This is a genomic window from Corynebacterium sp. CCUG 69979 (assembly GCF_024454095.1).
GTDB classification, from domain to species: domain Bacteria; phylum Actinomycetota; class Actinomycetes; order Mycobacteriales; family Mycobacteriaceae; genus Corynebacterium; species Corynebacterium genitalium.
This window is the reverse complement of record NZ_JAGPZA010000004.1, coordinates 25,308-46,768: the sequence shown is the minus strand read 5'-3', so window position 1 is coordinate 46,768 and position 21,461 is coordinate 25,308. Positions and strand designations below refer to the sequence as shown.

At 62.2% G+C, this 21,461-nt stretch carries 19 protein-coding genes; all 19 read right to left on the bottom strand.

Features of this window, described 5'->3' with window-relative positions; genetic code table 11:
• Positions 1–9 precede the first annotated feature (9 nt).
• The 19 genes from KBX18_RS03850 to KBX18_RS03760 all read right to left on the bottom strand — a co-directional run bounded on the left by KBX18_RS03850 (position 10) and on the right by KBX18_RS03760 (position 21,317).
• Positions 10–681: a hypothetical protein gene (locus KBX18_RS03850; protein ID WP_156774832.1), complete on the bottom strand. Its 672-nt coding sequence runs from the start codon at positions 679–681 to the stop codon at positions 10–12.
• Complete coding sequence (locus KBX18_RS03845) at positions 668–2,254, bottom strand: extracellular solute-binding protein (RefSeq protein WP_255994881.1); 1,587 nt, start codon at positions 2,252–2,254, stop codon at positions 668–670. Before KBX18_RS03845 ends, KBX18_RS03850 begins: the two co-directional genes overlap by 14 nt.
• Positions 2,251–3,414, bottom strand: coding sequence for a hypothetical protein (locus KBX18_RS03840; protein WP_255994880.1), 1,164 nt, complete (start codon positions 3,412–3,414; stop codon positions 2,251–2,253). The genes KBX18_RS03845 and KBX18_RS03840 overlap by 4 nt, the downstream gene beginning before the upstream one ends.
• Positions 3,415–3,508: 94 nt before the next feature.
• Complete coding sequence (argH, locus tag KBX18_RS03835; RefSeq protein ID WP_255994879.1) at positions 3,509–4,942, bottom strand: argininosuccinate lyase; 1,434 nt, start codon at positions 4,940–4,942, stop codon at positions 3,509–3,511.
• Positions 4,942–6,162, bottom strand: coding sequence for an argininosuccinate synthase (locus KBX18_RS03830; RefSeq protein WP_255994878.1), 1,221 nt, complete (start codon positions 6,160–6,162; stop codon positions 4,942–4,944). Before KBX18_RS03830 ends, argH begins: the two co-directional genes overlap by 1 nt.
• 69 nt (positions 6,163–6,231) lie before the next feature.
• Complete coding sequence (locus KBX18_RS03825) at positions 6,232–6,741, bottom strand: arginine repressor (RefSeq protein WP_255994877.1); 510 nt, start codon at positions 6,739–6,741, stop codon at positions 6,232–6,234.
• The gene (gene argF / locus KBX18_RS03820) at positions 6,742–7,686 is read right to left on the bottom strand and encodes an ornithine carbamoyltransferase (RefSeq protein WP_255994876.1); all 945 of its coding nucleotides are present in this window, start codon (positions 7,684–7,686) and stop codon (positions 6,742–6,744) included. It abuts the gene before it with no gap.
• Positions 7,683–8,891, bottom strand: coding sequence for an acetylornithine transaminase (locus KBX18_RS03815; RefSeq protein ID WP_255994875.1), 1,209 nt, complete (start codon positions 8,889–8,891; stop codon positions 7,683–7,685). The genes argF and KBX18_RS03815 overlap by 4 nt, the downstream gene beginning before the upstream one ends.
• The gene (argB, locus tag KBX18_RS03810) at positions 8,888–9,841 is read right to left on the bottom strand and encodes an acetylglutamate kinase (RefSeq protein ID WP_005290279.1); all 954 of its coding nucleotides are present in this window, start codon (positions 9,839–9,841) and stop codon (positions 8,888–8,890) included. The genes KBX18_RS03815 and argB overlap by 4 nt, the downstream gene beginning before the upstream one ends.
• Positions 9,842–11,011: a bifunctional glutamate N-acetyltransferase/amino-acid acetyltransferase ArgJ gene (argJ, locus tag KBX18_RS03805; RefSeq protein WP_255994874.1), complete on the bottom strand. Its 1,170-nt coding sequence runs from the start codon at positions 11,009–11,011 to the stop codon at positions 9,842–9,844. It abuts the gene before it with no gap.
• 18 nt (positions 11,012–11,029) lie between these two features.
• Positions 11,030–12,115, bottom strand: coding sequence for an N-acetyl-gamma-glutamyl-phosphate reductase (gene argC / locus KBX18_RS03800; RefSeq protein ID WP_255994873.1), 1,086 nt, complete (start codon positions 12,113–12,115; stop codon positions 11,030–11,032).
• Between the two features lie 56 nt (positions 12,116–12,171).
• The gene (pheT, locus tag KBX18_RS03795) at positions 12,172–14,679 is read right to left on the bottom strand and encodes a phenylalanine--tRNA ligase subunit beta (protein WP_005290286.1); all 2,508 of its coding nucleotides are present in this window, start codon (positions 14,677–14,679) and stop codon (positions 12,172–12,174) included.
• Positions 14,680–14,702: 23 nt separating this feature from the next.
• On the bottom strand, positions 14,703–15,791 hold the full coding sequence (gene pheS / locus KBX18_RS03790; protein WP_005290287.1) for a phenylalanine--tRNA ligase subunit alpha: 1,089 nt from the start codon (positions 15,789–15,791) through the stop codon (positions 14,703–14,705).
• A gap of 61 nt (positions 15,792–15,852) precedes the next feature.
• Entirely contained in the window at positions 15,853–16,242 is a 390-nt protein-coding gene (locus tag KBX18_RS03785) for a MarR family winged helix-turn-helix transcriptional regulator (RefSeq protein ID WP_255994872.1), read from the bottom strand.
• 67 nt (positions 16,243–16,309) lie between these two features.
• Positions 16,310–16,933, bottom strand: coding sequence for a DJ-1/PfpI family protein (locus KBX18_RS03780; RefSeq protein ID WP_005290293.1), 624 nt, complete (start codon positions 16,931–16,933; stop codon positions 16,310–16,312).
• A 66-nt stretch (positions 16,934–16,999) separates the two neighbouring features.
• Positions 17,000–17,809 (bottom strand): RNA methyltransferase, encoded by an 810-nt coding sequence (locus KBX18_RS03775; RefSeq protein ID WP_255994871.1) that lies wholly within the window; start codon positions 17,807–17,809, stop codon positions 17,000–17,002.
• A 92-nt stretch (positions 17,810–17,901) separates the two neighbouring features.
• Positions 17,902–18,558, bottom strand: a complete 657-nt coding sequence (locus tag KBX18_RS03770) for a M23 family metallopeptidase (RefSeq protein WP_255994870.1) — start codon at positions 18,556–18,558, stop codon at positions 17,902–17,904.
• 70 nt (positions 18,559–18,628) lie between these two features.
• Entirely contained in the window at positions 18,629–19,585 is a 957-nt protein-coding gene (locus KBX18_RS03765; RefSeq protein WP_255994869.1) for a hypothetical protein, read from the bottom strand.
• A gap of 289 nt (positions 19,586–19,874) precedes the next feature.
• Positions 19,875–21,317, bottom strand: coding sequence for a S8 family peptidase (locus KBX18_RS03760; RefSeq protein ID WP_255994868.1), 1,443 nt, complete (start codon positions 21,315–21,317; stop codon positions 19,875–19,877).
• Positions 21,318–21,461: the final 144 nt, after the last annotated feature.

Genomic DNA, 21,461 nt, shown 5'->3' with positions numbered 1-21,461 from the left:
GGGCTCGGGCTAGGTCTGGTCCAGCCCCGGAAGATTGCCGAAGGTCTCGCGCAGTGTGCGGGCCTGGGAATCCATCGTGCGCAGACTGTGGTCGACCACGCCTAGCTTGATCCGCTCGAGCGCGCCGGTCAGCGTTGACAGTGAATCCTCCATGACCGCAGCTGCCTCAGCGCTGTGATACTGCGGGGCGTTGACGTAGGTGTTCACCACTTCCGGCAAGTAGATCTTCACGATGTTCCATACCGTTTGTTGGTGCTCCGGGGTGGACTGCAACTCATCCCACTCATCCAAAATGAAGCGCATGTTGTCTTCCAGCTCGGACGCTTGGTTGAGCACCCGCTCCGGCGGCTTCGCGCGCACGAGTTCCCGCAGTGTGTTGCGCACGTCGCGGTTCAACTGGACGTTGACCGGTTCCATCGGCGCGGGCGGCGCTATTGCCTTCGGCGCCGGCGGCGGGGTCAGAGCAACGCCGGCACCCCATGCAGCCACGGCCACGACAGGCCACAAGAACCCCAGGCCAACTCCAGTGGCCATGATCAGGACGACGTGCAGAATGATGACAAGAGCCGCCAAGCTCATCCCGACTTTGTTCTTGCGGGAGGTGAAGAAGTTCCCCTCCCCCACTCCTGTCGCTGCGGGACCTCCTGGCCGGTAGGGGCTGGGCGTATTACTGGTAGCCACGAATCTCCTTGAAAGCTGCATCCAAGTCGCCGTTCAACGCGTCGAAGACGGCACCGCCCGTCAATTCTGCCAGGTTGTTCATCTCGCTCGCATTGGCCTCCCCGTAGAGGATCACAAAGACCGGGATGGAGCGCTGCTCCGGGGAAAGCCCCTGGTACTGCTTCTCAAAGGCGTAGTAGTCCATGCCGTGCGTGACTTCACCGTCGGACAAGAGCACGATCGAGCTGATACCTGCGTTCGGGTCGGAACTGCGTAGCGCATCGAATAACGTGTCGTAGATTGCGGTCTGGCCGTCTGCCACAAGGTCATTCACGTAGCCCTGGTACTTGGCCTTGGTGATGCGGTCATCGCGTAGGAACTCGCCCAGTAATGGCTCGTGAGGTGCCGTTGAGAAGGATTGGAACGTCACCAGCTCGCCATCGCGCAGGGCCACGTCGCCCGTGGCGGTGGCAGCGGAGCCGTCGATAAGCGACGTCATGATCTGCTGCAGGGACGCGATGCGCTCACCTTCCATGGAGCCAGAAGTATCCAGGACGAAGGTGGCAGTTCCGCGCTGGCGGTAGTCGTTGTTGTAGCGGTCCAGCAGCGCTTCGACAGTGCCGTAGCTGGCTGGGAATGCAAGCTCAATGACGGTCTGATTGCTCATCTCAGCGGGCATCAGGTCAGCGTTGGTGACGGGGCGGCGGTAGCTGTCCGCGATCTGCTCTTCATGCTCAAGCAACCATTCAGCGAGTTGGCGAACCTGTTCAGCGGCGTTCTCGTTTTTCGGTTGAGCGAGTGTGGACAGCGGGTAATCAGCGGAAATAACGCCGTCCGCCGGAACAATGACCTCGATATTTGCACCCTCGTTGCGCATGGCATGCAAAGTGGATTCGTAGTTGATGATCGCGTCGGCGCGCTCCGGGCTCTCCAAAAATGCGTCCTTGAGCCAGCTCGACGAGCCAGAAACCAACGACTGCGCCTGGAACAGCTCAGTCAACCGTGTGCCGACCTTTTGGATGTCTTCCTGGGTCAGCGCGGAGCCAGTGTCCGCCATCGCAGTCGCTACAGACACCAGCGCGGAGAAACCAGAGTTGGAGGTCGACGGGTCGGTCATACCAAAGGAGAACTTTCCCTCGCGTGCGGCATCGGCGAAGCCCGACCACGTCGGCTGTTTCGTGTCCCAGCCGAGCTCCTGCGCTTTGTCCCGCTGCACACCGAAAGCAACGGGACTGGTGGCAATCTTCGTTTCATCGGCCAGCTTGCCCTGGGCATCGATGAGATTGACGTAGCGGTTAGTGGCAAACCACGTCGCATCCATCTGACCGTCAAAGTTGCCCGCTTTGAGCTCCTGGGAGTTCTGCAGGGTACCGTCCGGGAATTGCAGGGTGATGTCGAAGCCGAGGTCCTCCGACGCCTGCTGCACCAGCGGCTCCAGGTCTTGCAACTCAGTCGCGGCCACGATAGTCAGTGGGCCTTTGGAGCCCCCGCCAAAGCCGCCGAAGCCTCCTCCCCCGCCTCCGTTATCGTCGCTGCATGCTACGAGGGCGGTTCCGGCGAGCAGTGCCGCAAGCGTCGCTAGAAGTTTCTTCATTTCTCCTGTTCCTCCTGGTTACGTGGGGGGACGGATCCGTACCGGTTGCCCACACCCTCGATAAGCTTCTCCATTCTGTCGAAGCTGGGCGGGTCGACTGAGTTGTCGTAGTGCGCCGGGGAGCCAAGGCCATGGCCCTCCATAGCGGTGGTGAGATAGTCTCCGGTGGCCGGCCGGAAACCGTGCCTAGCGGCTAGCTGCTGCAGTTCTTGGTCCGAGGCCAGCGCTTGGGCCAGCTCCTTGCCTTCTGGCGAGATTCCCACGATGCCGTGGTTGGCCAGTACGGTCGGTTCGAGGTGCATCAGGACCATGTCGTCTTTGATGCGGGAGCTCTCCTTCATCTGTTCGCCTAAAAATTGCGCCTCGTAGACCAACACCATGGGCACCGCTCCCATGCCTTGGCTGAGGTAGTCGGCGAACGGGCCGGCGGACGACGACTGGGTGTAACCCTGGCCGGTGAAGAATGGAGCGATCTGGTTGGTCAGCCAGCCAATGTCATCTGCTTTGTCGGGGTTGCTCTCCCCAAACTCCCATGCCAGGATTGCCAGCCACATCGCTGCAGAGTTCGAGGTGCGGATGTCGGTGGTGGCCACCTGTACATTGCGTTGCGACGGGAACGTGTTCCCGAAATCACGCCAGCGCTTCCCCTGCTGCGTCAGGGTGATGAACTCGCCGACGTCAAGGGTGTACTTTCCGGCAGCTTCCGTGGCCACGCCCTCCTTCTCAAGGATGCGAGCGATTGGTTTGAACGTTGCTACCGCCATCGGCGAGAAGAACGGGTACTCCACGGAGTAATTGGCGTCCTGGTCAGTGATCTTCTGGGCTGCCGGGCCTGACGACGGGAAAACGAAATCCTGCTGCGCCAAATTCGTTTCATTGGCGATGCGGCGGGAACCGGCGGTGGTGAAATTCACCGTGAACCCGAGCTCTGTCAGACGGTCAACGACCTCCGGGTCCTCGAAGTACTCGCGCTTTTCCGAACCGATCACACCGGTGACTTCTTTCGACCCGCGCCCGGAGATGAACGACCCCTCACCCAAGCCCCCGCGTCCGATGAAGACCGCAACAAGGGCAATGATGGCCAGCAAGACACCAATGAAAATGGCGCACCCTCGAGGTGGTTTCCGCAACCCCTCTTGTGCGCCTTGTTGTGTGGTCATGGCCACAGTTTATGTAAAGGACGCGTCAAGCGCCTGTGAACCACGGTGTTAGGTAGGAATTATGAATACAGAATTCATTTGATTCACTTGACGTTTAAGAACGCACCGGGGTTTGTGCCCAACGACGGGCATCGGCGTTCGCGGCGTCCACACGTTCACGCTGCTCCGCGACACGCACTCCGGCGGTGCCGCCGCGCGTCGCGCGGGATGCCACAGCACCATCGATCGTGAGCACGTCGCGCACCTGCGGGGTGAGTCGCTTATCGACGCTTGCCAGCTCTTCATCCGTCAGATCGATCAAATCCACCCCGCGAGACTCGGCGATCCGAACGCATGCGCCGGAGGCTTCGTGCGCTTCACGGAACGGCACGCCCTGGCGGACCATCCACTCCGCAAGATCCGTGGCCAACGTGAACCCAGCCGGGGCGAGCTCACGCATCCGGTCCTCGTGGAAAGTCAGCGTGGACACCAACCCGGTCATCGCCGGCAACAGGATGCGGAGCTGGTCGACCGAGTCGATGATCGGCTCCTTGTCCTCCTGCAGGTCGCGGTTGTAGGCAAGCGGCTGCGCTTTGAATGTGGCCAGCAGGCCGGTCACGTTGCCGATCAACCGGCCGGCCTTACCGCGGGCCAGCTCCGCAACATCCGGGTTCTTCTTCTGGGGCATGATGGATGACCCGGTTGACCACGCGTCATCAAGCGTGACGTAGCCGAATTCCGGCGTCGACCACGCAATGATCTCTTCGGCTAGACGAGAGATGTCTACACCGATCTGCGCGAGCACATAGGCAGCCTCCGAAACGAAGTCGCGTGACGACGTACCGTCAAGGGAGTTATCGGCCGCAGAGTCGAACCCGAGTTCCTCCGCGATCGCTTCGGGGTCGAGCTGCAGCGACGAACCAGCCAGAGCGCCGGAGCCGTACGGGGACACAGCTAGACGCTTGTCCAGGTCGCGGATGCGCTCGATGTCGCGCAGCAGGGGCTGCGCGTGCGCCAGCAGCGAGTGGGCCAACAAGATCGGTTGCGCCGCCTGGAAGTGGGTCTTGCCGGGCATGACGGCGTCAGGGTGGGCGGCTGCCTGGGTGGACAGAGCTTCGATCAGGTCAGCAGTGTCCTGTGCGACAGCACGCACCGCATCACGAAGCCACATGCGGAACATCGCAGCAACCTGGTCATTACGGGATCGGCCAGCGCGCAGGCGGCCGCCGAGTTCGGGGCCGACGCGATCAATGAGACCGCGCTCCATCGCTCCATGCACGTCCTCGTCGGTCGGCGCAGGGCCGAAGGAACCATTAGCAACATCACGGCCAAGCTGGTCGAGGCCGGAAAGCATCGCATCGAGGTCGCTATCGGTCAGCAGTCCCGCCCGGTTAAGGACCTTCGCGTGGGCCTTCGACGCGAGCACGTCATACGGGGCAAGGATCCAGTCGAAGTGAGTGGACACAGACAGCGCGAACATTGCTTCCGAGGGCCCGCCGGAGAAGCGACCGCCCCACAGTGCGCCCTGGTTGGTTCCGTGCTTTTCCATTAGGACTCCTGGGCAGTTGCGTTAGCGGCTGCCCTGTCGCGCTTGTTGGCAATCTCAGAGGACAGGCCGTGCAGCTTGACAAAGCCCTTGGCGTGGGACTGGTCGAAGGTGTCGCCGGTGTCGTAGGTAGCCAGGTTGAAGTCGTACAGGGAGTGGTTGGAACGACGACCGTTCACGGTAGCGGTACCGGCGTGCAAGACCATGCGGATGTCGCCGGTGACGTGCTCCTGGGTGGACTCGATGAAGGCGTCGAGGGAGCGCTTCAGCGGTGCGAACCAGAGGCCGTCGTAGACTTCCTCGGACCAGCGGGCGTCGATAAGCCTCTTGTAACGCGCGAGCTCGCGCTCGACGGTGACGTCTTCGAGCGCCTGGTGAGCGGTGATCAGTGCGACTGCACCCGGTGCCTCGTACACCTCGCGGGACTTGATGCCCACCAGGCGGTCCTCCACCATGTCCAGGCGACCAATGCCCTGAGCACCGGCGCGGCGGTTCATCTCCTCAATGGCCTCGAGGACAGTCACCTTGCGGCCGTCGATAGCCACCGGCTTACCGGCTTCGAAGGAGATGATGACCTCGTCCGGAGCATTACCCAGCGCCGGGTCCTCAGTGTAGGAGTACAGATCCTTGGTCGGCGGGTTCCACAGGTCCTCCAGGAAGCCAGTCTCCACGGCGCGGCCCCACACGTTCTGGTCGATGGAGAACGGAGACGCAGCGGACTGCTCGATCGGCAGGTCCTTGCCCTCTGCGTACTCGATGGCCTTGTCGCGGGTCCATGCGTAGTCGCGGGCCGGAGCAATGATCTCCAGGTCCGGGTCCTGGTTGACGAAGCCGACCTCGAAACGGACCTGGTCGTTGCCCTTACCGGTACAGCCGTGGGCAACGTGTGTGCCACCGTGCTCCTGCGCGGCCTCCACGAGGTGCTTCACAATGAGCGGGCGCGAAATCGCGGACACCAACGGGTACTGCTTCATGTACAGCGCGTTCGCCTTGATGGTGGGCAGGCAGTATTCCTCAGCGAACTCGTCACGGGCGTCCACCACAATGGACTCGACAGCGCCGCAGTCGAGCGCGCGCTGACGCACCGACTCCATGTCCTCTCCACCCTGCCCCAGGTCGAGGGAAACGGCGACGACTTCACCACCAGTCATCTCTGCCAGGTACGGGATGGCCACAGAGGTATCCAGTCCACCGGAGTACGCGAGAACAACACGGTTAGTCATTGGTGTCAAAGCTCCTTGTTTTGCTTATCGGTTCAATTGGTTCTGTTTGAGATCCAAACCGAAGAAAGTCTACTCTTCAGCGTCCTCGGCGCCGTCGACGCGGTCGCCCATGAATTCCTCGGCGAGTTGCCTGCCGGAGAGTGGTTCGCGTGCCAGCACGAAGATCGTGTCGTCGCCAGCGATGGTGCCCACGACTTTCTCCAGCGCGACCCGGTCGATATAGCTGGCCAGGTACTGCGCAGCCCCCGCCGGTGTGCGCAGTACTGCAATGTTGCCGGTGTAGTCGACAGACACCACCAGTTCCGCGAGCATCCGGCGCAGCTTGTCGCGCGGGCCTTTGGGCGAGGCCTGGAACGACTGGGCCTCCTCCCCGACTGCGTAGTAGGAACGCCCGCCGCCCGACGGTCGCACCTTCCGCGCTCCAAGTTCGTCGAGGTCGCGCGACAAAGTGGCCTGGGTGATATCGATGCCCTCATCCAGGAGCAGCTCGGACAGCTGCACTTGCGAGGACACCCGGGTGTGATCGAGAATCGCCAGGATCTTCGCCTGGCGTGCGGTACGCGAATTCGGTGCACTCATCTACTGGTTCTCCAACAGCCAGGCAAGCAGCGCTTTCTGCGCGTGCAGGCGGTTTTCTGCCTCGTCGAACACGCGCGACTGCGGGCCGTCGATGACTTCAGCCGTGACTTCACTGCCACGGTACGCCGGAAGGCAGTGCAGGAAGATCGCGCCGTCGCTGGCACGGCCCATCATCGCTGCATCCACTTGGTACGGCAGGAACGGAGTACGGCGGTCCTTGCCGTCTTCTTCCATGCCCATGGACACCCACGTGTCGGTGATGACCACATCAGCACCATCCACGGCCGCCACATCGGACGTGACGGCGACCGTTGCACCCGTTTCTGCAGCGCGGGCCTGCGCGCGTTCCACGAATTCCGTGCGCGGCTGGAATCCCTCCGGGGAGATGACGGTGATGTCCATCCCAGCGGTGGCGAAGCCGATCATGTAGGAATTCGCCATGTTGTTGTCGCCATCACCTAGGTAAACGGCATGCTTACCCCGCAGGCCCGCCGGGCCTTCCTCCGGGCATAGGTTCTCGATGACTGTTTGCAGGTCGGTCAAGATTTGGCAGGGGTGAAGATCGTCGGAAAGCGAATTGATGATCGGCACACTCGCCCCCTCTGCCATCTCCGTGAAGTTCGAGTGCGCGTACGTGCGCCACACGATCGCGGAGACGTAACGCGACAAGGTCGCGCCAGTGTCCTGGAAGGTCTCACCTTTACCCATCTGCGAGTTGCCGGTCTCGGCCACAATCGGGAAACCGCCGAGCTCAGCGATGCCCGCCATGAAAGAAAAGCGGGTGCGTGTCGACGTTTTATCAAAGAGAACGGCAACAGATTGCGGCCCCTCGAGCGGGCGGCGGGAATAGCGGTCGCGCTTCATCTCGGCCGCGAGAGCCAGAATCTCCGCCTGTTCAGCGGGGGTCACATCGTCGTCGGCTAGGAAGTGGCGTGGTGTGGTCACTGGTGTCCTCCGTTGGTGCTGGCAAAGCGGGACAGTGCTTCCTCCAGCGTAGTTGCGATCGCGTCCGTTGCTGCGCGCAGCTCGTCGCCGGTGATCACCAGCGGCGGGGTCAGGCGCACCACAGACTCAGTGGGGGCGTTGAGTATCACGCCGTGTTTCAGACCGATGGTCACGGCGTCTTTCGCCACGGGCTTGTCCAGCACGACGCCGAGCATCAATCCGCGGCCGCGCACATGGTCGACGCCGTCAAGCTTTTCGACGTCACGCGCCAGCCCCTCCCCTTTCTCCCGCACCTCAGCACAGAACTGATCGTCGACAACCTCCAGCACTGCCTGGGCAGCCGCGCAGGAGATCGGATTGCCTCCAAAGGTGGTCCCGTGGGAACCGGGCGTGAACAGATCGGCCACATCACCCCGCGCGATGACAGCCCCGATCGGTAGCCCGCCGGCCAGCCCCTTGGCCATGGTGACAATGTCCGGCTGCACCCCCGAGGTTGTGTGGGCGAAGAACGCTCCGGTGCGTCCGACGCCGGTTTGCACCTCATCGACGACCATGAGGATGCCGTGGGTATCGCACAGTTGGCGGACCGCTTCTAGGAATCCCTCCGGCGCTGGGATGACACCGGTCTCACCCTGGATCGGCTCAAGGAAGACGGCGGCAGTCTGCGTCGGGTCCTGCTCGACGAGTTCGCGCAGGTGGTCAATGTCGCCGTAACGGTAGAACTCCACCCCGGGCACGAGCGGCTCGAAGGGGGCTTGCTTACCTGGCTGGCCAGTCAAAGACAGCGAGCCCATAGTGCGGCCGTGGAAGCCATCGAGCGCCGCCAGCACGCGGGTGCGGCCGGTCAAGCGGGTGAGTTTGAACGCAGTCTCATTCGCCTCTGCACCGGAGTTGCAGAAGAAGACCTTCGCGGATGGATCACCGGAACGCTGCTTGAGCGACTGAGCCACGCTCAACGCTGGCTCCGAGGCAAAGAAGTTGGAGATGTGGCCGAGCGTGCGGACCTGGCTGTCGACGGCCTCCACCAGCCTCGGGTGGGCGTGGCCCAGTGAGTTCACTGCGATGCCGGCGAGCATGTCGATGTAGCTGTTGCCGTCGGCGTCGCGCACCGTGGCGCCGCGGCCGCTGACCAACGGCAGTTGCGGGGTGCCGTAGGTATTCATTAGCGCCTTGGTCCACTGCCCGAGTACTTGCTGGTTGCTCACTGCAGGTCGTCCTTCCTGAACACGGTTCCGTCGGGATAGTTGGCGGTGTCGTATTCGTCGGGAAGCACCATGGTGCCAATGCCTCCCATGGTGAACAGCTCCAGCAGCACGGAATGCGGGATCCGTCCGTCAATGACGTGGGCGGCGCTGACGCCCCCACGCACAGCGGTCACACAGGCTTCCATTTTCGGGATCATTCCGGAGTCGAGCGACGGCATGATTTCGTCGAGCTGCTCGAGCTCGATCTTGGACACGAGCGAGTCCTTGTTCGGCCAGTCGGTGTAGAGGCCCTCGACGTTGGTGAGTACAACGAGGCGCTCAGCATCGAGCGCGGCAGCGAGTGCGCCGGCAGCAGAATCGGCGTTGATGTTGTAGACGTTTCCGTCCGCTCCGGGGGCAATGCCGGAAACGACTGGGATGCGACCGGCGTCGATAATGTCCATCACTGCAGACGGGTCAACATCGACAATCTCACCGACGAGACCGATGTCGGTCAGTTCCCCATCGACCTCGACAAGACGCTTCTCCGCCGTGAACAGTCCTGCATCCTCGCCCGAGGTGCCCACCGCGTACGGCCCATGCGAGTTGATGCGGCCCAGCAGGTCGCGGCCGACCTGGCCGAAGAGCACCATGCGCACCACATCGAGAATCTCTGGTGTAGTCACGCGGAACCCGCCGACGAACTCACCGCCGTCGAGCTGCAGACGTCCCAGCATGTCGGTGATCTGCGGCCCGCCACCGTGCACGACGACGGGCTTCGCCCCCACGGTGCGCAGGAAGACCATGTCAGCGGCGAAGGCGGACTTCAGGTCCTCGTCGATCATGGCATTGCCGCCATACTTGACCACGACGATCTTGTCGCGGAAGTGCTGCAGCCACGGCAGAGCTTCGGCGAGCACGTGTGCCCGGTCCTGATTGGAGAGAGCCCGGGAGAGCTGTGAAGGTTCCATTTACGTCGAGTACTCCGAGTTGATTTCCACGTAGGCGTAGGACAGATCAGTGGTGCGCACCGTGGCCGTTCCGGGTCCGCCAGTCCCGAGATCAACGCGCACGTCAACGTCAATGCCGCTGAGGTCGACTTCGCGCGCACCAGGTGCACCAGTGCTGCCCTCGCAGACCGGCTGGCCGTTGAAGTAGACGCTGATGTTGTCCGGGTCCATTTCCGCATCCGCCATGCCCACCGCGGCGAGCACGCGGCCCCAGTTCGGATCGGAGCCGAACATGGCGCACTTGAACAGGTTGTCGCGTCCGATCGTGCGTGCGGCGTTGAGAGCCTGCTCATCGTCGGCAGTGCCCTCAACAGTGATGGCTACGCGCTTGGTCACACCCTCAGCGTCCGCCTGGAGTTGGTCAGCCAGATCCGCGCAGATCTCGGCGATCGCAGCGGCGAATTCGCTCTTGTCGGGCTGGACGCCAGAAGCGCCCGACGCCATGAGGATGACAGTGTCATTGGTCGAGGTCGCGCCATCAATGTCGAGCGTATTGAAGGTGCTTTTCGACGCTTCCTTGAGCACCTGATCCAACTCCCCCGCAGACACCTCAGCATCGGTAGTCAAGCACACCAGCATGGTCGCCAGCGACGGGGCCATCATGCCCACGCCCTTGGCCATGCCGCCGATGCTCCACCCGTCGCGCTCTACAAGCGCTTGCTTCTCCACTGTGTCAGTCGTCAGAATGGCCACAGCAGCCTCATGACCGTTGTCACCGAGCTGGCCACCGAGTGTTTCGATGCCTGCGCGGACCTTGTCCATGGGCATGAGTTCACCGATCAGGCCCGTGGAGCACACCGCGACATCCTCGGGTGCTACGCCGATCGACTGGGCTGCCAGCGACTGCATCTCCACTGCGTCCACATCGCCTTGACGGCCATTGCAGGCGTTGGCACTACCGGAGTTGAACACCACGGCGGCCAGTGAGCCCGTCGTCATCGCGTCACGAGTGACCTTCACCGGTGATGCGACGACTTTGTTGCGCGTGGTCACTGCAGCGGCGTCAAAGCGCGGGCCATGGTTGACCACCAGCGCCATGTCGGGTTTTCCGGACGGCTTGATTCCGGCCGTCGTTGCCGAGGCGCTAAAGCCTGCGGGTGCGGTCACACCCGTTTTCTCAGATGCGCTCATTGTCTCTCCTTCACCTACTTAGGGCGCGACTGCCGCCCGGGGCAGTCCGTCCGTTTCGTTGAACCCCATCTCAGCCAGCGCGATGTTCATGCACTGCACGGCGGCACCGCCCGTGCCCTTGGTCAGGTTGTCAATCGCCGAGGTAGCCAGCAGCACTCCCGCATCCTGATCGACCTCCACCTGGACGTGGCACATGTTGCACCCGACCACGTTCTGCGTCTGGGGCTGCACGCCCTTCGGCAGGAGGTGGATGAATGGCTCGCCCGCGTAGTACTCCGCGTACACGCCCCGCGCCTCATCCTCGGTCATCCCTTCCGTCAAAGGAGCAGTGACCGTGGTGAGAATCCCGCGCGGCAGTGGTGCCAACACCGGCGTGAAGCTGACTATCACGTCCTTCTCCGTGACCTCGCTCAGGTTCTGCACCATCTCGGGAGTGTGGCGGTGCTTGCCGGCGGTGTTGTAGGCCTTCAGCGATCCCATGGTTTCTGCCCCCAGCAGGTCAACATTCGTCTTCTTGCCGGCACCGGAAACACCGGTGATGGAGACGACGTTGAGCCGCGGCCCCACGAGTTCATGTGCGACGGCAGGCAAAGCTGCGAGGGTAGCGCCCGTCGGGAAGCAGCCCGGGACCGCAATGCGTTTGGCCGCGGCGATCTCCTCGCGGCGACCCGGGATCTCCGGAATGCCGTACGGCCATGAGCCTGCATGTTCGCCGCCGTAGTATTTTGTCCAATCGTCGGCATTGCGCAGGCGAAAGTCCGCAGCGCAGTCAAGCACGAGGGTCTCCTCCGGCAGAGCAGAGCCAATCTCTGCAGAGAATCCGTGCGGAAGGCCGAGAAAGACAACGTCATGGCCGGCCAATGTTTCCGGCGACGTCGGCTCAATGACGCGGTCCGCGAGCTGCGGCAGGTGCGGCATGAGCGTATCGACGCCCTGACCTGCATTGGAATTGCCCGTCAACGCCCCGATCTTCAACGTCCCGTCGGCATAGCGCGGGTGTCCGAGCAGCAGGCGGAGGATCTCCCCGCCCGCATACCCGGTGGCGCCGGCAACAGCCACGGTGACGGTGTCAGTACCGGTTGCAGTGCCCTGGTTGTCTGTCATAGCGGTCATGCTACGCATCTGACCAGACACTTGCAAACTATTCCACCATATTCATTTTATGCGCGCATCTGGGCTCCGAGACGTTGAGCAGCCGCTTCCGCAGCAGCCAGGCGAGCCTCATTAGCTTCCTCGTCCGTCAAAGTGCGGTCAGAGGCACGGAACACCAAACCGAATGCGAGCGACTTCTTACCGTCGCCGAGGGCGTCGGAGCGGTAGACGTCGAAAAGCTCAACGGTTTCCAGCAGCTCGCCTGCCGTCTCGACGAGCGTGCGACGCACAGTTTCAGCCGGGATGTCATCATCGACAACGAGCGCAATGTCCTGGTGCAGTGCTGGGAACGCCGAGAGAACCGGAGCCGGCAGGTTCTCGCTTATCGGTAGCGCGGTCAGATCGATCTCCATCGCACAGGTGCGCTCGGGCAGACCGAGGGCTTCGAGAATTTGCGGGTGGAGTTCACCCGCGTAGCCGACAACGCTGCCATCGACGGAAAGCTGCGCACAACGTCCGGGGTGCCACGGCAGGTGTTCGGCAGACTCGATGTCCAGTTCCACACCGCAGGACTTAGCGACGATCTGAGCCGACTCGATCGCATCCGCCCACGTATACGTACGACCCTTGCCCCAGGGGCCCTCAAGCTCCTTGTTGCCGATCGCCACGGTAGCGGCGTGCAGATGCTGCTCTGGCAGGGAACCGATGAGCTCCTCAAGCACCTCCGGAGTCGGACGCTCCAGCACGCTCGGCATCGGAGATTCGTCGGCGGTCTTGAACACGGTCTGCGCGACCGAGTACAGGGCCAGGTCCGTGCGGCCCCGAGCGACGTTGCGGCCGACGGCCTCGAGCATCGTCGGCAGCAGCGTCGTGGCCAGTACGGCGTAGTCGGCATCAAGCGGGTTCTGGACCTGCACGGTCTTGCGGCGCTTGTCGCCACTCTCGAGTCCCCAGGTGTCCAAAACCGTGTTGGGCATGAACGGCGTCGGAATGATCTCCACATAGCCGGAGTACGCTAGCGCGTGCGTGACGGCGCGGCGGCGGCGCTGCACCGGGGACAGGCCGCGACCACCGCGCGGGGTCGGCAGCTCGAGCGGAATATCGTCCAAGCCCTCGAGACGAACAATCTCCTCGATCAGCTCGACCGGCTCGTTGAGGTCAGTGCGCCACGTCGGTGGGGTGACGCGCAAAGTCTCGTCGTCGCCCGTTACAGCGCACCCCACTTCTTCGAGGCGGCGTACGACTGTCTCCTTGGAGTAGTCGACACCGATGAGCTCGGACGGGCGGCTCACTCGCATCTCGATCGGCGCGCGGTCTTTGACGTCGCCGACGAGGGTGCGCTTGTCGGAGATGGTTCCGCCAGCGATGTCTGCCAGCAGTGCGCAGGCAATGTCGAGGGAGATTTCGATGATGGCGGGGTCAACGCCGCGCTCGAAACGTCGAGAAGCTTCAGAGCTGAGCTTGTGGTGGCGTGCGCTGCGTGCGACGGTGAGCGCGTCCCACGATGCCGCCTCGAAGTAGACATTGGTGGTCTCGTCGGAGATCTCCGATGTCGTGCCGCCCATGATCGCCGCCAGGGACTGGATGCCGTTGTCGTCGGAGATGACCACATCGTTCGCAGTGAGGGTGCGTTTGACGTGATCAAGCGTCTCGAACTCTTCCCCACCCTGAGCGTTGTGGACGCGCAGACCGCCGGCGATCTTGTCAGCGTCGAAGGCGTGCATTGGCTGGCCGGTGAGCAGCATGACAAAGTTGGTCACGTCGGTCGCGGCGTTGACGGAACGGACACCACCGAGCATGAGCACGCGCTTGAGCCAGAACGGCGCCTGAGCTTTCGGGTCAATACCCTCGACCATGCGCAGGCCGAAGCGCTGCGCCTTCGTGGACTCCTCAAGAGTGATCGGGATGAGATCGCCGGCCGGGGCCGGAACATCGCTGACATCGATGCCCGCGATAGACGGATCTGCGGCAAGGTCCTTGTACTCGAGGTCGAATGCGGAAGCGACCTCGCGGCCGAGACCACGTGCAGACAGCGCATATCCGCGGTCCGGGGTGATATTAACGTCGAAGACCGTATCCGGGCCGCCGAGCACCTCACGGGCGTCCTGGCCGGGCTCGCCGGCACCCTCCTCGAGGACGATAATCCCGTCGCTCGTGGCGGTGAAGCCGAGCTCAGCCTCCGAGGCCATCATGCCGTTGGAGATGTGTCCGTAGGTCTCACGCGCGGCGATCTCGAAGCCGCCCGGCAGCACGGCACCTGGGAGGGAGACGACCACGAGGTCGCCCTCCTTGAAGTTGCGAGCACCGCAGATAATGCCCTGCAGTTCGCCAGTGCCGTTGGCCCGGCCAACGTCGACCTGGCAGTAACGGATCGGCTTCTTGAACTCCGTGAGCTCTTCGATCTCTTTCACGCGGCCCACAACGAGCGGGCCGGTGATCTCCGGCAGAGGCTCATAGCCTTCCGTCTCAAAACCCACGCGCACGAAACCGGCGTCGAGCTCCTCAGCGCTCACGGTCCAGCCGGGGTTGCCGGCGTTGTTCAGCAGGGACATCAACCAGTTCTGGGAAATCAGCATCTTTCTTTTCCTCCCCTTATCCCTTAAGCCTGTACTCCGAACGGCTGGGTGAACCGCACGTCGCCTTCAACCATGTCGCGCATATCGGTCAGTCCATTGCGGAACTGCAGCGTACGCTCAATACCCATCCCGAACGCGAACCCGGAGTAGACTTCCGGGTCAACGCCGACCGCACGCAGGACGTTCGGGTTGACCATGCCGCAGCCGCCCCACTCGATCCAGCCGGCGCCGCCCTTCTTGTTCGGGAACCACACATCCACCTCTGCGGACGGCTCCGTGAACGGGAAGTAATTGGTGCGGATGCGCGTCTTCGTCTCCGGCCCGAACAGGACTTTGGCCAGGTGATCCAAGGTGCCACGCAGGTGCGCCATGGTCAGGCCCTTATCGACGGCGAGCCCCTCCACCTGGTGAAAGACCGGCGTGTGCGTCGCATCGAGCTCATCCGTACGGAACACACGGCCCGGGCATGCGATATAAATCGGCAGATCACGCTCGAGCATCGTGCGCACCTGTACCGGTGAGGTGTGCGTGCGCATGACCTGGCGAGAACGCTCGCTGCCGACGTAGAACGTGTCCTGCAGCGTGCGCGCCGGGTGGTCCGGGATGAAGTTGAGCGCGTCGAAGTTGAAGTACTCAGCTTCAACCTCCGGCCCCTCGGCAACCTCCCAGCCCATGCCGATGAAGATGTCTGCAATGTTCTCGCTGAGAGTCGTAATTGGGTGCATTGCACCGGCCTGTGCACGGGACGTCGGCAGGGTGACATCGACCTTCTCCTCGCGCAGCTGCTGCTCGCGGTACTCCGCCTCACGCTCGGTGTGCAGTTCACTGTAGCGTTTCTCAGCCCGGCCGCGGGCCATGTTCACGAACCGTCCGGCATCTTTACGCTGGTCCTTGGGCAAAGTACCGAGCGCCTTGCGTGACTGCATGATCGGCGACTGCTCACCAAGGTGCGCGCGCTTGGCGGCCTGGAGGGCGGTGAGATCCTCCGCCGCCTCAAAGGCGGCGATGGCTGCATCCGCAGCGGCATTCAAGCTCTCTTCGGTCAGTTCGATTTCCGGTGTGGGAGTGCTCTGATCAGCCACGCTACCGTTCACCCGCGCCTTTCCAGACATACGTTTTCAAAACGGTCACCAGCATACCTGCGCACCTCGGTTTCCCCGCGGCAAGGCCCAGTTATTCGGCTACCGTGAGCTGGGCCCTATTAATGCTCACATCCCGCAAGGTACTAAGAAGCCTCTCGATGTGGCTCGAGAGGCATTGCAATTCCTCCTCGCCCATCTTGCCGCCAACCGCATTCGCCCACCTGTGTTGGCGCGGCCGGAGTTCAGCAAGGTTGGCTTTGCCTACTGGAGTGAGTGCGAGCAAAGGCGAACGTTTGTGCGCGGGATTGCTTTGCCACTGTGCTGCCCCCGTTTCGACGGCAACGTTAGCCAGTCTTTGCACGCTCTGACGCGCGTTTCCTAATCGGCGGGAGATCTCCGCGACCGTCAACGGTTCATCGATGACCAAGCCCAGAACTTTCCACATCGCTGGCGACAGGCTCGTACCATCCGTGATCGACATAGCTGCGCTCTCCAGTTCAGCAGCGACCTCAAAGAGGGGCAGAACGAGGTCTGTGAGAGCATCCCCCTCAGGCGTTCTGCCAGGCATCTAGAGCCTCCATAAACTCTGGGAATATCTCAGGGTCACCCAAGTAGAGCTTCTCCCATGAGTCGATGAGGTCGTTTGAGAGCAAATTAATCTCACGCAGAACAGCGGCCGTGAACTGCACGGGATAGATGCCAGACGCTGTGATCACTCCCCTGTCACTTTCCGTGGGCGCGTCCGAGTAGTTGTCGGCCCCTAGATAACCGGTCCCGACCAGAAACTCCATGGCGTTTGAGGTGTGTTTGCGATGATCGAGTACTCCAGCCCGCGCGAGTGCGATAGTGCCGCCACAGATGGCGGCAACCGGCACTCCTTGCCTTTCGCATTCTCGGACAATCTCTAAGAGTGGTTCATGACCCGAGCCATAGGTGTCCCCTCCTGGGATAACCAAGACACTCAACTGGTCGAGATCAAGCTCATCGAGATCAACATCTGGCTTGAGGTTCAAACCGCCGAGAGTGTGAACGTCTTCCACTCTGTCTCCCACGAACTGGATCTCGCAGGTCCCCGGTTTCGCTTGCTGCGCCCGAGCAACCAGCGTCGTGAGGTAGGCAAACTCCCAGTCGGCCATGGTGTCTGTGGCGTAGCAAGCTAGCAGCTTGGTCATACATGACAGCATACTGTCATTCTTGCCCGGGCGCTAGCCCCGTTCCACCGTGCCTCGGCTAAAGGTTCAATCCCCCAGCATCTTGGCGGATTCCCACAGGCAGATGGACGCGGCCGTGGAAAGATTCAGCGACTCGGCCGAGCCCTTGATCGGGATGGAGACGCGATAGTCAGCGGCAGCCAGTACATCGTCGGGAAGCCCGTGCGCCTCGTTGCCGAACAGCCAGGCAGTCGGCTGATCAAGCGCGTTGCCGGGGTCGTCGAGCGAGACTTCTCCGCCCATTGTGGTCGCCGCCAGTTTCAGACCCGCTGCTCGGAGTTGACCAATCGCACCGTTCACGTCGCGCTCACGCGCCACCGGCACGTGGAAGAGCGAGCCGGCAGAAGAACGGACTACCTTCGGGGACTCTGGGTCGACTGTGTCACCGGCGAAAATGACGGCGTCGGCACCGAGCGCGTCGACAAGCCTGATGATGGTTCCCGCATTGCCCGGATCATTCGTGCCCACGCACACCGCGACGAGTTTGGGGCGACCTGTGAGCACAGAGCCGAGCGTCCAGGTGACCGGCTTGCACACGGCGAAAATGCCGGTTGTGTGCACTGTGTCAGTGAGAGACTGGGCGGCCTTGTCCGTGATGGCGTGAGTGAACACGTCCATGTAGGCGGCGGTGGTCACTACGTCATAAAAGCGATCGGCAGCGGCTTCAGTGACGAAGAGGTCTGTTGCCGCGCCCGTGGCAACGGCGGCCTCCACCGAATTCTCTCCTTCTGCAAGGAACCGACCAGCCTTCTTCCGGCCGGCCGCCCGGTTCAGCTTGGCGGCGTTGACCACGCGCGGGGTGCGTTCGGTGAACGGTTCAGAAAAGTCGAGAGCCATTAGGCGACAGCCTCCGGAATCGGGTGCAATGTGACTTCGATGCTAAGCGCTTTCGCGTGCATCCGTGTCATCGTGGTACCCGCCACCGCGTATCACCGGTGCGTTTCGGCAACATGGAAAATCTCGTTCTCCCCCGGCATCCACGCCGTCTCATCCGGGCTCGCACGAAAAGCCATTGGGATGCCTGTGCAGTGCGTCCAGTCCAGTGAGTCAGTCACCTGCACGTGAACGTGTGGTTGGGTGCTGTTCCCCGAATTTCCGCACTGGCCGATCACGTCGCCGGCACGGAGACTATCCCCGACTGTTACCGTCACGCTCCCCTGCTTCAGGTGCACAAGAGCAACGTAGTACCCGGTTGCTGCGCACCGCACCACCACGGCATTTCCGGTGATTGCCCGGATGCCGCCGGTGCGCAAGCGTTTCCGCTGGCCAAGCATGTACGGCAGCAGCCGGAACGGCGACCGGCGCGCTTCATGGTCTGCAATTCCGTCCCATGCCTCCACCACCTCCCCGCCAACGGGAGCGAGCACGTCGCACCCGAATGACGGGAACGACTCCGGATCCTCCAATCCGAAAGGAGTGGACCAGCTCCACGGCGCGGTGCGACCACCTTCGGACAGACCGATGAAGTCAATTGAGTACGTAGTCCCCAGCATGTGCGAGCCGTGACTGGGCACCCGGCGGGCGGGGCTATTACGTGCGCGCCACCATCCGGTGAACGGGAAGTCGAGCTCGACAACTTCTGCCACACCCCCAAGAGTACCGAGTGAACGCCGCTACCTAGCCCGAAGCTACTTCATGTCAGCTCACCCACCTTGCTTAAGCAACTGGGCTGTTCTCGAGAATGGTGTCGATAGAGACCGGTTCGACATTCTTCTTCGCGTCGAGGTGGTGGAGAACCGACATTGCTTCCTCCCACTCAGCGACGACGACCGGAAACCCCTTCATTCGTGTCTCCAGCTGTCCGCCCTCGACCTTGCCTCCGACAACGATGACGAGGATCAAAGCTACGTCACCGCCGTTGATGAACCGTCCTGCTTCGGCGAGCGCGGTCACCGACCGGTGGCGCGACAGCTCCTCGAGACCGAGGGCATGATCCACCAAGGTGTGCTTCGATGTCTGAGTCAGAGTCCCCCGCCAGTACTTGACGTCTGCCACAACAACGCCTCCACGGGTGGAAATGATATGCCCAACGGGAAGAGTCCTCGTCGATCGGGCTTCGTCGACCAGTGCCCGGAGGAAACGGTCGTTCGGGTCCGGGTTCGTGGCCGAGGCTGCGGAATCGACGCGAGTAAACGCAATGGGGTTGACTGCGCGCACCTCAGTTTCCGCGACGCGAATGAGATTCGAACTCCGGCCGGGGTTCAACTCGATGTCGTGAGCGATCTGCACGTCAAAAGGCAGCATGTTTTCTAGTTCGAGCCCGCGCTGCTGCCGTTCAAACAACGCTCGCGCGTAAGGCAAGGCGTGCGGAACTTCGTTGATGCCGTTGAACGTGCCGCGCTGCGCTTGCTTCACAAGCGGATTGGTCAGCACGCCGCGCGCCTTCCTCGAGATCGAATGAGGAAAGTCGGGATCAGACACGATGCGTTTCATGACGAAGAACCACGCGATTCCCAGCGCTATCAAGATTGCGAACATGACCAGACCACCGACACCGGAATTCATCCGCTCAATGTTCAGGAAGAAAACGATGACCAGCACCGCCGGCAATCCGAACGTGAGAACCACGGCAACCGGGAGCAAGTACCCCAGGTGGAGACCAATCAACTGCATCGCGAAATCCTTCATCGCTCTCACCACGGGATTCGGCTTGCGCTTCGGTTTATCTTCGCTGGGCGGCTTTGCAGACGTACGTGTTCAGCGTACGGTCGAAGAAGAGCCACGCGCTTTCCGACGGCGCACCGCCCACTCTCACCGCCATACCGATACCCTCCTGACCTCGCTGCTGGGGTTCAACCTACACTCACAACAGCCTTCTCAGGTAGGTTCCGTAAGCCGAGCGCCCCGCGGCCAGGTTGCGAACCGTGGCGCACGGGGCCGCGCAGTGCTCCGGGAGCGAAGATTAACTCTCCGGTTCCCGGACCGGCGGGGTGTCGCCACCCTGCCCGCCGACGGCAGCAGCGGGATCGACGATGCCGCTGCCGCAGCCTGCGCACGAGCCCTTGATCGGGCGCGCCGTGTCCCGTAGTCGAGTTGCAACCTCCTCCGGGCTCATGTCTGGGTTCTCTCCACGGATCAGTGCAGCGACACCGGAAACAAACGGCGTCGCCATGGACGTGCCTTGCAGCGAGCCGTAGTTCGGCTGCTCCGGCTGCTTGCTCCCGGAGTTGTAGGTAGACAGAATCCCGCCGCCTTGGCGTGCGTCGCCGCCAGGAGCCGTGATGTCTACTGACTCCCCATAGTTGGAGTAGCTTGCTTTCTCGTCCCGTTGACCTGAGGCGGCCACCGTCACTACTCCACTACAGCTAGCTGGCGAAACATTGGCCGCGTTCTGGTTCTCATTGCCAGCGGCGACAACGACGACGGTGCCGCGGCTGCGTACCCTGTCGATGACTTCCTGGTAGTAGCGGGAGCACGTGCCCGGGCCACCCAGCGACATGTTGATGATGCTGGCGGGATTCGGGTTGTCTTCAGCTCCCCTCACTGTGCCACCAGAGGCCCAATCCATCGCATCGAAGATGTCGGAACTGTAGCCACCGCACGGTCCCATGACGCGCACCGGCTGTAGCGTTGCATTCGGCGCAACGCTGGCTACCCCTTCGCCGTTGTCCGTCACTGCGGCCGACGTACCTGCAACGTGGGTGCCGTGCCAGGAAGATGGTGACGGCCTGCCGCCACCGCCACCGCAGATGCCCGCTTCCCCCCAGTCGCCCTCATCACGGGGGTCAGGGTCCCAGCCATCCCCGTCGCGAGCCTGCTTGGAAGAAGAAATGAAGTCATATCCCCCGGCCACGTTCTCATCCAAATCAGGGTGCGAGGTGATGCCGGTGTCCAGAACAGCGATCGTCTGCCCGTCGCCCCGCTTCGGAGCATTCTCCCACGCGCTTTCGATGCTCGGGCCTGCCATTCCGTTCAACGCCCACTGTTGCCCCATGCGAGGATCATTGACAGCCATGGGAAACATCCGCACATCCTCTTCAATGTGCGCGACCTTCCCGCTGTTCTGGGTGTCCTTGATGAACTCCTGGACTTCTTCATCGCTCATGCGCTTGTCAGCCGCCACGACACTCGTGCCGTCTTCACGCTCACGAACTTCAGTGACCTCGGGAAGCGGGTCGTCCGTCGCTGAATTGAGAATGCTGGCGCGCTCCTCAGGAGCACTTGGCTCCTCTGTGAACTCGACGATGAAGCGCGTCGGAGCCTCATCGTCCTGCACCTGCGTGTCAATTCTCGGAGCATCGGTGATGCGCGCATCTTGCGCCCCTGCAACCGGTATTTGCGCTGCGGCTAACAGCACGAGGCTTACAGGCACTACCGCGACGGCCGCTGTTTTCTTGTGTCTCATTGACGTTCCTTTTCTGTCGGTACCTCGGTGAAGCGTCATGTCGCATCCACCCGCCCGTCGTTTCAGCGACGGAGCGGTGCCGAAGTGTAAAAGATCAATGTCACAGAATGTAAGCGGAAACGAAGTCTGAGCTGATATTTACCT

Bases quoted from the DNA above. Each gene is read 5' to 3' on its own strand.
- argJ (WP_255994874.1), bottom strand. From the start codon at position 11,011: ATGAGCGCATCTGAGAAAACGGGTGTGACCGCACCCGCAGGCTTTAGC.
- KBX18_RS03825 (WP_255994877.1), bottom strand. From the start codon at position 6,741: ATGAGTGCACCGAATTCGCGTACCGCACGCCAGGCGAAGATCCTGGCG.
- KBX18_RS03760 (WP_255994868.1), bottom strand. From the start codon at position 21,317: ATGAGACACAAGAAAACAGCGGCCGTCGCGGTAGTGCCTGTAAGCCTC.
- KBX18_RS03765 (WP_255994869.1), bottom strand. From the start codon at position 19,585: ATGCAGTTGATTGGTCTCCACCTGGGGTACTTGCTCCCGGTTGCCGTG.
- pheS (WP_005290287.1), bottom strand. From the start codon at position 15,791: ATGTCTGGAAAGGCGCGGGTGAACGGTAGCGTGGCTGATCAGAGCACT.
- KBX18_RS03830 (WP_255994878.1), bottom strand. From the start codon at position 6,162: ATGACTAACCGTGTTGTTCTCGCGTACTCCGGTGGACTGGATACCTCT.
- KBX18_RS03840 (WP_255994880.1), bottom strand. From the start codon at position 3,414: ATGACCACACAACAAGGCGCACAAGAGGGGTTGCGGAAACCACCTCGA.
- KBX18_RS03785 (WP_255994872.1), bottom strand. From the start codon at position 16,242: ATGTCGATCACGGATGGTACGAGCCTGTCGCCAGCGATGTGGAAAGTT.
- argB (WP_005290279.1), bottom strand. From the start codon at position 9,841: ATGGAACCTTCACAGCTCTCCCGGGCTCTCTCCAATCAGGACCGGGCA.
- KBX18_RS03775 (WP_255994871.1), bottom strand. From the start codon at position 17,809: ATGGCTCTCGACTTTTCTGAACCGTTCACCGAACGCACCCCGCGCGTG.
- argH (WP_255994879.1), bottom strand. From the start codon at position 4,942: ATGGAAAAGCACGGAACCAACCAGGGCGCACTGTGGGGCGGTCGCTTC.
- pheT (WP_005290286.1), bottom strand. From the start codon at position 14,679: ATGCTGATTTCCCAGAACTGGTTGATGTCCCTGCTGAACAACGCCGGC.
- KBX18_RS03780 (WP_005290293.1), bottom strand. From the start codon at position 16,933: ATGACCAAGCTGCTAGCTTGCTACGCCACAGACACCATGGCCGACTGG.
- KBX18_RS03845 (WP_255994881.1), bottom strand. From the start codon at position 2,254: ATGAAGAAACTTCTAGCGACGCTTGCGGCACTGCTCGCCGGAACCGCC.
- argC (WP_255994873.1), bottom strand. From the start codon at position 12,115: ATGACAGACAACCAGGGCACTGCAACCGGTACTGACACCGTCACCGTG.